Origin of the sequence: Kaistia defluvii (genome assembly GCF_026343955.1) — a bacterium.
Lineage (GTDB): Bacteria > Pseudomonadota > Alphaproteobacteria > Rhizobiales > Kaistiaceae > Kaistia > Kaistia defluvii.
The window spans coordinates 328,721-343,192 of sequence record NZ_JAPKNI010000004.1 but is presented as its reverse complement, the minus strand read 5'-3'; the positions used below and the strand labels follow the sequence as shown (position 1 = coordinate 343,192).

Sequence of the window (14,472 nt, the reverse complement as noted above, 5' to 3'; positions counted from 1 at the left end):
CGTCAGCACGTGAGTTCAAACCGCTTTGACGAGCGGCGGAGAACCTGCCAAAACCTCCCCTGAAAATTAGTCGGGCGCTTGTTTGAAAACTTTCCGCTTATAGCTTGACCAATGTGCCCTGGCGCCCCTCAAGAATCCCTCGCGCATCTTCAAGCCGGCCAATACCAGCAAGTCCGCCCGTTTTTGCAAAGGCGCACGCCGCCTCCACTTTCGGCCGCATGGATCCGGCAGCAAAAACGCGACTGTCCAGTTCGTCGGGCTCTGCTTTCCTGATCGGTCGCGACACCGCTGTGCCCCAGCCCTGATAGACCGCATCCACGTCGGTGAGCATCAGGAAAGCGTCAGCGCCGAGCGCATTGGCGAGCAACCCCGCCGCTCTGTCCTTGTCTATGACGGCCTCAAGGCCATGAAGCATGCCATTCTCGTCAAGCGCCACGGGGATGCCGCCGCCGCCGGCGCAGATGACCGTGACGCCGGCGTCCACGAGCAGCCGGATCGTCTCGATCTGGGTGATGCGCGCGGGTAGCGGGGAGGGCACGACCCGCCGCCATCGGCCTTGCGCTTCCTCCACCATCGGCCAGCCATGTGCCTTCTTCGCCTTGGCCGCCTCTTCCTCGTTATAGACCGGCCCTATGGGTTTTTCCGGCAGTGCGAAGGCTGGATCGTCCCGGTTCACCTCGATCTGGGTCAGCAGCGTCGCGATCCTTGATCCAGCAGGCATGGTATTGGCCAACTCCTGCTCGACGAGATAGCCGATCATGCCGACGCTTTCCGCCCCGAGAATATCGAGAGGATAAGGATCGACATCCGTAAATGCCGCCGCCTGGAGCGCGAGAAGTCCGACCTGTGGCCCGTTTCCGTGCGCGACGATGATATCGTGATCGCGCGCCAGATCCGCCAGGGCGATCGCCGCCTTGTGAACATTTGCGCGTTGGACGTCGGCTGTCATCGGCTCGCCGCGCTTGAGCAGCGCATTGCCTCCCAGTGCTACCACGATCCTCATGTCAGGACCCCAGCGTGGCGACAAGCAGGGCCTTGATCGTGTGCATCCGGTTTTCGGCCTGGTCGAAGACGATGGAGGCTTCCGATTCAAAGACCTCTTCCGTCACCTCCATGCTGTCGATGCCGTATTGCCGGAAGATCTTTTCGCCGATCTCGGTCTCGCGATTGTGGAAGGCGGGCAGGCAGTGCATGAACTTCGCATGCGGATTGCCAGTCGCCGCCATGATCTCGGCGGTGACGCGATAGGGTGTGAGCAGTTCGATGCGCTCTTTCCAGACCGAATCCGGTTCGCCCATGGACACCCAGACATCGGTGTAGACGAAATCGCAGCCGTTGACGGCTTCGGCGGGGTCTTCGGTGAGGGTGATCTTGGCGCCGGTCCTGGCTGCGATCTCCCGGCACTGCCGCACCAGATCGTCCTCGGGCCAGCAGGCCTTTGGTGCGCCAAGGCGCACATCCATGCCGATCTGCGCCGCACCCGCCAGCAGCGAGTTACCCATATTGTTTCCGGCATCACCAAGGAAGGAAAAACTGATCTGCGACAGGTGTTTGCGTGTGTATTCCCGCATGGTCAGGAAATCAGCGAGAATCTGCGTTGGGTGAAACTCGTCGGTCAGTCCGTTATAGACCGGGACGCCGGCATAGGCCGCCAGCGTTTCGGCCTGTTCCTGCCCGAAGCCGCGATATTCGATGCCGTCATACATGCGACCGAGGACCCGTGCAGTGTCCTTCATCGACTCCTTCTTGCCGATTTGGGTGCCGGTCGGGCCGAGATAGGTGACATGGGCACCCTGGTCATAAGCGGCCACCTCGAAGCCGGTTCGCGTACGCGTCGAATCCTTCTCGAAGATCAGCGCGATGTTCTTGCCTTTGAGGCGCTGCTCTTCGTAGCCGCCATATTTCGCCTGCTTGAGCGAGGCTGACAGTTTGAGCAGGAATCGGATCTCATCGGGCGTGAAGTCGAGCAGTTTCAGGACGCTGCGACCTTTCAGGTTCACGGGCATGACAGACCTCCTTCAAACTGGATCGCGGACGAGCGGGCAGGTCATGCAATGACCGCCGCCACGTCCCCGGCCGAGTTCGGCGCCCGGTACGGTGATCACTTCGACGCCCGCCTTGCGTAGTTGCGTGTTGGTATAGGTATTGCGGTCGTAGGCGACGACGACGCCAGGTTCGAGCGCCACGACGTTGTTGCCATCATCCCATTGCTCGCGCTCGGCCACATAAGCGTCGCCACCCGTCTCGACCACGCGCAACTGCTTCAGCCCCAGCACCTCGGCGGCGACCTCGACAAGCGGCCGCTCTTCCTTGCGCACGTCGAGCGTACCTTCGCTCTCGCCCGGGCGGATGGAATAGGGTTCGATCTTGTGCGCCACGTCCGCAAAGAGCGTCACGAGATCGCGGTCGCAGAAGCTGAAGACGGTATCGAGGTGCATGGACGCTCGCTCGATCGGCAGTTTGCAGGCGATCACCCTTTCCGCTCCGCCCTGCGCAAACAGGGAGCGCGCAAGCTGACCGACCGCCTGTGGTGTCGTGCGCTCGCCCATGCCGATGAGAACGGTTCCCTTGCCGACCGGCATGACGTCGCCGCCCTCCAGCGTGGCGAGGCCGTGGTCCTTGTCGGGATCGCCCCACCAGACCGGGAAGCCGGCATCGCGGAAATCCGGATGGAAGCGGTAAATGGCAGCGATATTGACGGTTTCGAGCTTGCGCGCATTCCAGCGCATCGGATTGAGCGTGACGCCGCCATAAATCCAGCAGGTCGTGTCGCGTGTGAACAGGTGATTAGGTAGCGGCGGCAGGATGAAGTCCTCCGGGCGCAAGGTCTCCGAGAGCAGGCCGCCGCTCTCGATCGGCAACTCCGCCTTGCTCAGGCCGCCCATCAGGATAAGCGAAAGTGCGTCCGCCTCGATTTCCATCAGATGCGCCCTCAGATCGTCGGCAAAACCAACGCCTACGGTGTCGTCCGTGACACGTCGTTCAAGGAGCCATTGGCGCGCCTCTGGGATCTGCAGCGTTTCCGCCAGCATCTCCCGAAGGAAGACAACTTCGACACCGCGATGGCGCATGGCGTCGACGAATGTCAGGTGCTCGACGCGAGCCTGCTTGACCCAGATGACGTCGTCAAAAAGCAGTTCATGGCAATTGGAAGGGGTCAGGCGGGCCAGTGCTGCGCCAGGCCGGTGGACCAGAACACGTCGAAGCTTTCCGACCTCCGAGTGAACGCCATAGGTGAGGGCCATTGGAAATCTCCTTTATGCGATGACGGTGGCGACGCTGAGGCTCGCCAGGATGATGACGGTGAGGATCACCAGCAGAGGCCACATGAAGCGCAACCACCGCTCGTAGGGCACGCGGCCGATGGCGAGCGCTCCCATGACGACCGCGAAGGTCGGGTTGATGAGATTCACCAGGCCGTTGGCGGACTGGTAAGCGGTAACGACGTGGTCGCGGCCGACGCCGGCGAAGTCCGCGACCGGTGCCATGATCGGCATGGACAGAACCGCAAGACCCGATGAAGAGGGCACGAAGAATGACATCAGTACCTGAAGCCAGTACATCACGTTGATAAAGGCGACCTTGCCCAGGCCAGCGACAGAGCCTTCGGCCCAGTGCAGGATGGTGTCGGTGATCTTGCCTGCATCCATGATGACAACGATGCCGCGCGCCAGACCGATGATCAGGGCGACACCGAGAAGGTCGCGCGCGCCATTGACGAAGGCATCCGTGAAATTCTTCTCACCCGTTCGGGCTATGAGGCCGACCACAATGGCGGACGCGAGAAACAGGCCACTCATTTCGCCCATCCACCAGCCGCCCTTGAGCACTCCCCACACCATCACGACAAAGGTGAGAGCAAAGAGGGCAAGCACCAGCTTGTGGGTCGTGGTGAACTCGGCTCCATCATGATGCGTGCTGAGGAAATGTCTCTCGTTGTCAGCCTTCATGTCGTAGACCAGCGATCTGGTGGGATCGAGCCGCACCCTTTCCGCATAGCGCATTACATAGGCAACGCAGGCAAGCCAGCTAAGGCCAAGGATGACGATACGCAGCACGAGCCCTTGGGTGAACGGCACGCCTGCGGCATCCGAAGCGATGACAGTGGCGAACGCATTGACGGTCGAGCCGAGAACGCCGACGCCCGCTCCCAGCAGGATGATGGCAACGGCGGTTACTGCATCATAGCGCGCCGCGATCATGATCGGGATCAGAAGCATATAAAACGCGAGTGTCTCCTCGGCCATGCCGTAGGTCGTGCCGCCAAAGGCGAACAACGCCATCAGGAATGGGATCATCCATTTCTCGCGGCCCTTCAGACCCCTCATGGCTCGCTCGATACCGGCGTTGATGGCGCCGGTGGCGGTCACGACCCCAATGAATCCACCGATCACCAGGACGAAGAGAGCGACGTCGATGGCATTTGCCGTGCCGGCAGCGGGATCGTAGAACCCGCGGATCGGCGCCATGAAGACCTCAACGATTCCCTGGGGCGCCGACTCGGTGGCAGCATACGTTCCCGCAACGGGAACCTCTTTGTTCAAGGCAGCGTTCTGGACGCGCGTATACTGACCGGCTGGAATGATCCATGTCAGCGCCGCGACCAGAACGATCAGGCCGAACAGGATGGTGAAGGCTGTCGGAAACCGGAAGCTGCCTTCCTTGGATGCGTCTGTGTCAATGCTCATTTACCCCCTCCACGGAAATACCGAAATCTGCAATGAATTTCGCGCGCTCCGCTGCAAGTATCGTCATACAACGAGAGGCATCATCGCGCTTTGACGGCTGGCGATGGAACAATTGGCCAATTATTAGGCTGATTGATCACAGGGAGTCAACAACTGATGACCATCAAGATCGATTTGGTGCGATCTTGCCTTTCTGCTGGGAGCCCCTGGTGCGTTTAGTGTAAGCTTTCGCCGCCCAATCCAGTAGAACAGACCCTGCGGGTGTGTTCGGGCACGCCTCGTTTTCTTGAGATATTTCTTAGTCGGTGCGGACTACCGCGCGCCGTTTCCAGGTGCCGGTAAGCAACGACCTCGGTACCTCAGGCCGCTTACTGGGAAAAACTCGCACCCGGAATTCCCTCCACGACGCATTGCACAGCGCGCAGCTGAAGTTCCGTCAAGTCCGCTCCCACAACCGTCACCGTCCCCTCATTGACATCGACCTGAAGTAGCTCAGGGCCGAAGCCGAGGTCGTTGCGGATGCGCGCCGACGCTGCAACCCTGATGCCTTCATCTCCCCGCGCAATCTGTTCGATTCCGGAAAAGGATGTTGCCCTCAGGAGATCGCGGCGACTGACGATACCCACAACCGCACCATTCGAGATCACGGGAAGCCGTTTGACGTTGAGGGTGAGCATCGCTTGCGCCAACTTGGTCAACGGCGTGCCAGGTTCCACGGTCCTGACCTTCGCTGTCATGACGTCGGCGACGCGCCAGCTGTTGGAATGAATGTAGTTTGCGAGATCCTGTTCATCAGTCATCGGATGGTCCTGCCTGTCGAGCAAGGTCGTTCCGATCTCCCTGCGGGACATCAGATCGCCTTCCGTAATGATCCCGACAAGGTTGCCATCACCATCCGTCACCGGCAGACCGCTGACACCTCGCTCCAGCATCCGGGAAATGGCATGACGCACGTGAGCATCCACACTGATCGTGGCAACATCGCGCGTCATGATGTCAGACGTAATCATACTCGCCTCCTTTAGGCCCGGCATCGAGTGCGGTCAGGCCGTCGTCACGGCCATATCAAGAACCATCCTGCCTTCGATACGGCCGGCCTTCAGGTCATCGAATATCCGGTTGATGTCTTCGAGGGGCGCAGCGGTGACATGCGCCTTGACCTTGCCTTCGGCAAAAAAGGCGATGGCCTCGTCGAGATCCCGGCGCGTGCCGACGATTGAGCCACGCACTGTTATCCGCTTCAACACGACGTCGAAGATGGGGGTCGCGAATTCACCGGGGGGCAATCCCACCAGGGCGACCGTACCTTTTCGCCGAACGAGCTGGAGTGCCTGTGAGAACGCTGGCGGCGATACGGCCGTGACGAGCACGCCATGGGCTCCGCCGCCTGTTGTCTGAACGGCCTCGGCGACCGCGTCGGATGACCGCGCATCAAGAGCCAGGTCGGCGCCGGTTTGCCTGGCCAAAGCGAGCTTTTCAGGCGACACGTCGAGCGCAACGACCTTCAACCCCATGGCTTTCGCATACTGGATCGCAACCTGTCCCAGCCCGCCGATGCCCGAGATCGCCACACACTGGCCGGGGCGCACTTCGGTTTCCTTGAGCCCCTTGTATGTCGTGACCCCGGCGCACAGAATGGGCGCGACCGCTTTGAAATCAACGTTGTCAGGCAATCTTGCCGCGAATGCGGCGTTGGCGATCACGTATTCCGCAAAGCCTCCGTCGCAGCTGTAGCCGGTATTGTGCTGATGTTCGCAGAGCGTCTCCCAGCCCGTTTCGCAGTGTTCGCAACGCATACACGCATCGTGGAGCCATGCGATGCCGACGGCATCGCCGATCTCAAAATCCGTGACGCCCGGGCCGATGGTAGCAACCGTGCCGGCGACTTCGTGGCCGGGAATGAAGGGCGGCGATGGCTTGACCGGCCAGTCGCCGGAAGCAGCATGCAGGTCCGTGTGGCAGACGCCGCACGCCATGACCTTAACCAGCAGTTCCCCGGGGCCCGGCACTGGAATCGGGACGCTTTCGATGGTCAGCGGTTTCCCAAATTCATGAACGACCGCAGCTTTCATCAGTTCTTGCATGGTCATTATCTCCTGATACGGATTTATAGTTGTTACCCTTCGATCGAGCGGTTCGGTCCACTGCAGAGTACCCGCTCCTATCGTAGGAAGCTTCGGAAGCGGCGCAGCGCGAATACGAACAGTGCCGCCCCGATCAAAACGAGCGCCAGCAACTGCGGCCACACCACATCGAGGCCCGCCCCGCGAAACAGGATCGACTGGGCGAGGATGACGAAATGTGTGTTCGGCGCGGCCAGCATGACGTCCTGGATGACCTGAGGCATGCTCTCGCGGGGCGTGACGCCGCCTGACAGGACCTGCAACGGCAGCAGGACGAGCATCAGCAACAGGCCGAACTGCGGCATGGACCCAGCGACCGTTGCGAGAAATATGCCCATGCACGTCGTGGCGAACAGGTGCAAAGCTGCACCGGTCAGGAACAGCGTTACCGAGCCCTGGGTTGGGACTTTGAGGACGCCTTGCACAACGAATATGATGGCGATCGCCGATGCGATAAGCACGATCAGCCCCATCGACCAGATCTTGCTCAGCATGATCTCGACCGGCGTGACAGGCATCACGAGCAAATGTTCGATCGTTCCGTGTTCGCGTTCACGAATAAGAGCGGCGCCGGTCAGGATGATCGATAGCATGGTGATCGACGAAATCACGTTGTTGATGGCACCGAACCAGCCTTTGTCAAGTTCCTGATTGAACCGTGCGCGCAATGCGAGATCGACGGGAACCTCCGTTCCGCCTCTGTAGCGATTGAGGTATTCGCTGACCTCGCTGGTGACGATCGACTGGATATACCCCCCGCCGCTGAACGCCTGGGACATGCGGGTCGCATCGACATTGAGCTGGATCGTCGGCGACCGCCCGGCGAGCAAGTCGCGCTGAAAGTTTGGCGGAATGTCGAGCGCGAAGGTGTCGATGCCTGCATCCATGCGCTTGTCCATCTCGTGCGGCGAGATGAGAGTCGGAATGGAGAAATAGGGTGGATAGAAGGCCGTCAGGATGCGGGAGGAGACGGGCGACTGATCTTCGTCGACGATGGCGATGGCAGCCTTGTTGAGCGTCTCCGGCATGGCCGTCGACGCCGTGTAGATCGACAGGGTGAAGGCATAGAGGATCAGGATCACAAGCATCGGATCGCGGGCGAGGCCGCGCAGTTCCTTGACGCCGAGCTGAGCGATATTCGCCAAGCGCATGGGTTAGCCCGCCTGTTTCTTGAGGAGCGCCACTCCGCTTCCGAGCAGAACCGGAACAGCGATCAGCAGGGGAATGAAGGAGGCGGCCAGATCCTTGAATTCGAGCGCTTTCGAGAACGTTCCGCGCGCGATCGTCACGAAATAGGTCGTTGGATAAACCTGGCCGATAAAGGCGCCCGCACCCTGCAGCGAGGAGACCGGATCGATCATGCCGGAATACTGGACGGCCGGAATGAGCGTGATGAGCGCGGTCCCAAAGATCGCGGCGATCTGGCTGTTCATGAAGGTGGAGATCAGCAGGCCAAGCCCGGTCGCCGCCGTGACGTAGAGAAGTGCGGCAGCGGTCAATGTCAGAAAACTGCCGGTCAGCGGCACCCTGAATATGAAGACCGCGAACCCCGTCAGCATGAAGAAGTTCAGCATGGCGAGCGCAATGTAGGGCAGTTGCTTGCCGAGCAGGAATTCGAGCCGCGTCACGGGCGTCACATAGAAGTTGATGATCGATCCAAGTTCCTTCTCACGCACGACGCTCAGCACGGCCAGCATGGCGGGTATCATCATCAGCAGCAGCGGGATGACCGCCGGCACCATGGCCTTCAGGCTTTCCACGCTCGGATTGTAGCGGTATCGAAGAGCGACCTGGAAATCCCCGACGGTCGCCGCGTCCCCATAGAGTTCGCGCGCCTTCTGCGTAAGCCAGGTTTGGTGCATCCCCTGCACATAGCCGCGCACCGTCTCGGCGCGCGCCGGCATCGCGCCGTCGATCCAGGCGCCGATCTCGACTTTCCTGCCGCGCGCGACATCGCGCCCGAAACCGGGCGGGATCTCCAGCGCCAGACTGAGTTCACCCTTGCGCATCCGACGGTCGAGGTCGTTGTAATCCGTGATCGGCGCTTTCTCTGTAAAATAGCGCGATCCGGCGATCTGAAGCGTGTAGTCGCGGCTGATCGTCGTGTCGTCGCGATCGAGCACCGCGAAGGAAAGGTTCTCCACGTCCATATTGATGCCAAAACCAATGACGAACATCAGAATGACGCTGCCGAGGATCGCCAGCGTCGCGCGAATAGGATCGCGCCGCAGTTCGAGCGACTCGCGCTGCGTATAGGCGAACATCCGGCGAAGATTGAAGACGGAGTTGGCGGATGAAGCCGCGGGGGGGCGCGCTACAGCTTCATCCGCCTCTTCACGCTGCGCGGTTGGCGCGGACGCAGGTGAAGCCTGTTCGCCGATGGCCTCTTCGAGATAGGAAATGAAGGCTTCCTCCAGCGTCTCGCAGAAACGCTTCTCGATAATGCCGCGCGGCGTATCGCTGACGAGCACCTTGCCGGCGTGCATGAGGGAAATGCGGTCGCAAAGCTCGGCCTCGTTCATGAAGTGGGTCGATACGAAGATGGTGACGCCGTCCTTGCGCGACAGGTCGGACAGGATTTGCCAGAAGCCGTCGCGCGCCACGGGGTCGACGCCGGAGGTCGGCTCATCGAGGATCAGAATGTCGGGCGCATGGATCATGGCGACAGCGAGCGACAGCCGCTGCCGAATTCCGAGCGGCAATGCGTCGGGTAGAGAATCCATGATGCCGGTAAGATCGAAGCGCTCCGCCATCTCCTCTATGCGCGCTGGGATCTTCTCGGGCGGCAGATTGAACAGACGTGCGTGCAGGTCCAGGTTCTGGCGAACCGTAAGCTCGGTATAGAGCGAGAATGCCTGGCTCATATAGCCCACCCGGCGGCGGACCTCGATGTCGTTGGGATCGACCTCGTGGCCGAACAGCTTCGCCGTTCCCTCGCTCGCCGGCAGAAGACCGGTCAGCATTTTCATGGTGGTGGTCTTGCCGCAGCCATTCGAGCCGAGAAAGCCGAAAATCTCGCCGCGTGGAATCTGGAAGCTGACGTCATCGACGGCTGTAAAGTCGCCAAAACGCATGGTCAGGTGCTCGGCCTCGATGGCGAATTCCGTCTCCCCGCCGGCTGGGCGGGGCGGAATGACGACTTCATGGTGGCCGCGTCGCTTTTCCTCCGGCAAAAGAGCGACGAACGCCGCATCGAGGTTCGCCGCTCCGGTGGAGGCGAGCAGCTCGTCGGGCGTGCCTGTCGCGAGAATCTTTCCGCCGTCCATGGCGACCAGCCAGTCGAAGCGTTGCGCCTCTTCCATATAGGCGGTCGCGACGATCACGCTCATCGACGGGCGGTCTCGGCGGATATCGTCGATCAGTTCCCAGAACTGGCGTCGCGACAGCGGATCAACACCGGTCGTCGGTTCGTCGAGGATCAGCAGGTCCGGATCGTGGATCAGCGCACAACACAGCCCGACCTTCTGCTTCATGCCGCCGGACAGCTTTCCGGCCGGCCGGTCCGGAAAGGGAGCAAGTCCGGTGCGCTCAAGCAGATCTTTGATGCGCTGTTTGCGCTCGTGGCTGTCCTGGCCGAACAGGCGTCCGAAGAAGTCGATGTTTTCAAAGACCGAGAGGGTCGGATAGAGGTTCTTGCCAAGTCCCTGCGGCATATAGGCGATTTGCGGGCATGTCCGTTCACGATGCTTCTTGTCGGCGATGTCGCCGCCAAGAACCTCGACATAGCCTTCCTGGACCTTGTGGGCCCCAGCGGCCAGGCTCAGCAGGCTGGATTTGCCGACACCGTCAGGGCCCATCAGCCCGACCATGATCCCTGCGGGAACGTCGAGGCTGACGCCGTCGAGTGCTACCGTCTTGCCATAAGAGAGGCTGACATCCGTCAGCCGCACCACGGCTGGAAGCGGTTCCTTATCATGCTGCTCTCGTGACGGCTGCCTGTTCATTGCACGAGGGCCTCGGTGAGATGGGCGGGCCATTCGGCGTCCTGCGCGATGCGGATATAGGCCATTCCCGGAAGTCCGGTTTTAACGTATTCGATATGCTTGCGGAGCAGTTCCGGGGAGATCTTCGCCTTGACGCGGAACATCAGCTTCTGGCGTTCCTCCTCCGTCTCGACCGTTTTTGGCGTGAACTGAGCCACGTCCGCAACGAAACTCGCTTTGGCTGGGATGACATATTGGGGCGCGGCATCGAGAACCAGACGCACATCCGATCCTAAAGGAATGCGGCCCGCCTGCTCGGTGGGCAGGAAGAAGGTCATATAGACATCGCTCAGATCGACGATGTTGAGGACCCGACCTCCAGCCGACAGCACTTCACCCGGCTGGGCTACGCGGTATTGCACGCGCCCTTCACGGGGTGATCTCAGCGTGCTGTCGTTGATATCGGCAACAATGCTTTCAATAGCAGCCTGGGCAGCCACGACGGACGCCTCGGCATCGACGATCTGGGCCTTGGCGGCGCCGATTGCTGCCTCTGAAGCGGAAAGGGACGCCTTTGAGGCCGCGACGGCGGCACGGGCTCTCTGTGCGGACGCGCGGTCGTCGTCAAACGTCTGCTGCGATGTCGTGTTGGTCCGGATCAATTGCTCGGTGCGCGCAAGTTTGCGTTCCGCGGCATCCTGTTCGGCTTCCCGCTGGCCGATCACCGCGGCGGCAGCCTCACGTTCCGCTTCGCGCTGGGACAGAAGGCTTCGGGCGGTATCGACGCTGATGGCGGCGCGCTGCAGCGAGGCTTCGGCCTGCTTGCGCTGCGCTTCGAGTTGTTGTGTATCCATGACGGCGAGAACCTGACCGACGCTGACGAACGCGCCTTCATCGACCAGGATCTCCTTGATGCGTCCCGCCGTCTTTGTAGAGATGTCGATTTCGGTCGCTTCGATGCGGCCGTTTCCGCCGGCTATTCCGGCCGGCAGACCGGATGGGTCGTAAATGCGCAGGGCGTAATAGGCGCCGGCGACACCGGCAATGACGACGATCGCAATGATCCAGCTTTTAAGCGATTTCACGAGCGGGCTCCCCCTGCGCGGTTGCATAAGCGAGCTGGGCTTCGCCGCGGAAACGATCTGATGTCAAAGTGCAGAAGGTCATTGTCATAGTGAGAAGCCTGATTTGGTGGCGCAAACGCCCTTGGGCGGACGCGAGACGTCACGACTGCCCAACCGGATTGCCGATGAAAGTTCGATCTGATGCGATCACTGAAAAATTCTCGAAGTCTGACAAGGGCAACAGGGGCCTGCCATTGGTCGTCAAGGCAGGCCTTGAACCTGATTTTCCTCATGTAAGCGAGGCGTATACTTTGGGAAGCCGCCGCGAGATGCGGTTTTGTTGGAGCGTTCTTCATTGCCCACCTGAGTGTTTGCGTGAAGAACTGCTATTTGCCCCAGTATCATCAGCGCGTGATTTGAAATTCAGAACATATCATCACCTGATGACAGGCATGTCAATGGTCAAGGCTGTAATACCACGGCGTGCCGGTTGCCGGCTTCGTATCTCGTCGGGTGACGACACCGTGAACCATGTCGTCGCTGCAGCCATGACGAAACGAAACGGTTTCATCAGCCGACGAAAGCCGAGATGATTAAGGCATTGACGATATCAATGAAGAAGCCGCATACCAGAGGCACAACGACAAAGGCGCGATGCGACGCGCCATGTTGCTGGGTGACCGCAGTCATGTTGGCGATCGCGGTCGCCGTCGACCCGAGAGCTATCCCGCCGAAGCCGGCTGATATCACCACGGCCTCGTAGTCGCGTCCCATAAGACGGAATACGACGACGATCGTGAAGATGATCGCGAGTGCGATTTGAACGGCCAGGGCGCAGGCAACGAATATGAAGACGCCGTTGAGCTGCCAGAGCTGAAGGCCCATCAATGCCATCGTCAGAAAAAGGCCGAGCGCAAGGTCTGATATCAGAGCAAGGCCGTCATCCACGCCGGGCCATAGTCTGAGCACCCTGGAACTGACAGCAATCGGCATGAGGTTCCGGATGACGATCCCGGCCATGAGGCAGCTTACGAAGCCTGGAAGATTGAGACCGGTGAGAGCGAGAATGTGACTGATGCCGAGACCGAGAATCAGAGCCAGGTTCAGGGCGAGGAGCGCCCAAAGGACACAGAAATAATCCAGCCCGGATTGCCGGCCATCATTGGAAGCGCCTATGTCGAGTTCCGCGGAATGGGTAGGGACGACGCTATGGCGCTTGATCAGGTAAGCAGCGACCGGGCCGCCGATCATGCAAGCTGCGATCAATCCGATGGTGTTGGCCGCGACGCCAAGTTCCATAGCATTCGGGATGCCAAGCCTTTCGATGAAAATTGGCGCCCAGGCGAGCGTCGTACCGATCCCGCCCGTCAGCGAAATTGATCCCACCATCAGTCCGGCCCTCGCTTCAAGGCCGAAGACCGTGGCCATGCCCACGCCGGTGAGATTTTGAATGAGGATGAAGGCGATTGCGAGCGAGAGCAGAATGGCTAGCGGGCGACCGCCTGCAAGCAATGTCTTGACATCCGCCTTCAATCCGACACCGGCAAAGAATAGCAGTAAAAGGAAGTCACGCATCTGGAGATCGAAAGTGATCCGTCTATCGAACGCCGCATAGAAGAGAGCGACGACGACCGTGCAGAGAAGTCCTCCAACCACGGGTTCCGGAATGGAGTATTTTCGCAGGAGCGGCGTCTTCACGGTGACGATCTTGCCCACCAACAAAAGCGTGATAGCAATGGTGAATGTGTAGAAAGCATCGATTTCCATCTTGACCTGACATTGGACGCGAAGTGATAGACGGCGTTGCGACGCTTGGATCGTTACTGCCGAACAGGATTGCTATGAATCGGATCCCCGCCAAGTAATTCGGCGTGAGTACTCCGAGTTTGCAGGAATGGAACGAACAGACCATTCCAGCGTTAGCCAAAGGGAAGTCATCCGCTGTTGACTAACCACACTTATGCCGATAAACCTTTCAACCGTCAATCTGGAGAGATTATGCCCAACAGACTTATCCGCCCGGTCGTGGAAGACACAACGCGTGACCGCATCCTCAAGGCCGCGATCCTGCGCTTCTCCTCACATTCCTACGAAGAGACAGGGCTTCGTGACATTGCCTCCGATGTCGGCGTCGACATGGCTTACGTGCATCGATCCTTCGGGTCGAAGGAGAAGCTTTTCCGGGAGGCCGTCAGGGCGATGCTTCGCCCGAAGGTCTGGCTGGTCGGAGAGGCGAGCGAGTTGCATATGACACTGGCAAAGGACGTCCTCGCCGACAAGGGCGCCAACGAGATCCGGCCATTCGACATCCTCGCTCGATCCTTTTCCAGCCCCGAAGCTGCGCGGGTCTTTCGTGAGCTCATCGACGAAGGCTTCGTCAAGCCGTTCGCGTCCAAATGTCAGCTCGTGTCCGAGCCGCGCGCGTCAATGATCGCCGCTCTCCTGGCCGGTGTCAGCATCCTTCGTGACGTTATCGGCACGTCAGCCCTCCAGAAGAGCGGCAAGGATCACGAACTCGCGATCCTGATATCCCAGGTCGTCGAGTTTCTTATGAACGATGACAAGGAATGCCAGACAACAGCAACCCTACCGATCAGTCGGGAGCGACAATGAATGATTTGAGCAGGTTGGACGTTGAGGCAACGCAAATCTCTGACAAAACTTTGGGCACAGA

Annotated in this window: 11 protein-coding genes; 1 reads left to right on the top strand and 10 read right to left on the bottom strand. The window is 60.0% G+C overall.

What is annotated here, in order from left to right; all coding sequences use genetic code 11:
- Positions 1–97: 97 nt before the first annotated feature.
- The 10 genes from arcC to gltS form a co-directional block, all read right to left on the bottom strand.
- Positions 98–1,003, bottom strand: a complete 906-nt coding sequence (gene arcC, locus OSH10_RS12590) for a carbamate kinase (protein ID WP_266332107.1) — start codon at positions 1,001–1,003, stop codon at positions 98–100.
- Position 1,004: 1 nt separating this feature from the next.
- The gene (gene argF, locus OSH10_RS12585) at positions 1,005–2,006 is read right to left on the bottom strand and encodes an ornithine carbamoyltransferase (RefSeq protein WP_266332105.1); all 1,002 of its coding nucleotides are present in this window, start codon (positions 2,004–2,006) and stop codon (positions 1,005–1,007) included.
- Between the two features lie 12 nt (positions 2,007–2,018).
- Positions 2,019–3,245, bottom strand: coding sequence for an arginine deiminase (arcA, locus tag OSH10_RS12580; protein WP_151610442.1), 1,227 nt, complete (start codon positions 3,243–3,245; stop codon positions 2,019–2,021).
- Between the two features lie 12 nt (positions 3,246–3,257).
- Positions 3,258–4,688 (bottom strand): YfcC family protein, encoded by a 1,431-nt coding sequence (locus OSH10_RS12575; RefSeq protein ID WP_151610441.1) that lies wholly within the window; start codon positions 4,686–4,688, stop codon positions 3,258–3,260.
- A gap of 368 nt (positions 4,689–5,056) precedes the next feature.
- Positions 5,057–5,698: a CBS domain-containing protein gene (locus OSH10_RS12570; RefSeq protein WP_192799861.1), complete on the bottom strand. Its 642-nt coding sequence runs from the start codon at positions 5,696–5,698 to the stop codon at positions 5,057–5,059.
- A gap of 33 nt (positions 5,699–5,731) precedes the next feature.
- The gene (gene adhP, locus OSH10_RS12565) at positions 5,732–6,772 is read right to left on the bottom strand and encodes an alcohol dehydrogenase AdhP (protein WP_407660709.1); all 1,041 of its coding nucleotides are present in this window, start codon (positions 6,770–6,772) and stop codon (positions 5,732–5,734) included.
- 77 nt (positions 6,773–6,849) lie between these two features.
- On the bottom strand, positions 6,850–7,962 hold the full coding sequence (locus OSH10_RS12560) for an ABC transporter permease (protein ID WP_151610438.1): 1,113 nt from the start codon (positions 7,960–7,962) through the stop codon (positions 6,850–6,852).
- A 3-nt stretch (positions 7,963–7,965) separates the two neighbouring features.
- Complete coding sequence (gene rbbA / locus OSH10_RS12555; RefSeq protein WP_266332101.1) at positions 7,966–10,755, bottom strand: ribosome-associated ATPase/putative transporter RbbA; 2,790 nt, start codon at positions 10,753–10,755, stop codon at positions 7,966–7,968.
- Positions 10,752–11,846: an HlyD family secretion protein gene (locus OSH10_RS12550; RefSeq protein WP_266332100.1), complete on the bottom strand. Its 1,095-nt coding sequence runs from the start codon at positions 11,844–11,846 to the stop codon at positions 10,752–10,754. Before OSH10_RS12550 ends, rbbA begins: the two co-directional genes overlap by 4 nt.
- A 522-nt stretch (positions 11,847–12,368) precedes the next feature.
- Positions 12,369–13,565, bottom strand: a complete 1,197-nt coding sequence (gene gltS, locus OSH10_RS12545) for a sodium/glutamate symporter (RefSeq protein ID WP_077548375.1) — start codon at positions 13,563–13,565, stop codon at positions 12,369–12,371.
- A gap of 231 nt (positions 13,566–13,796) precedes the next feature.
- Here gltS and OSH10_RS12540 point away from each other — a divergent pair, with 231 nt between their 5' ends.
- Positions 13,797–14,411 carry a TetR/AcrR family transcriptional regulator gene (locus tag OSH10_RS12540; protein WP_266332099.1) on the top strand — a complete coding sequence of 205 codons (615 nt, stop codon included), beginning with the start codon at positions 13,797–13,799 and terminating at the stop codon, positions 14,409–14,411.
- Positions 14,412–14,472: the final 61 nt, after the last annotated feature.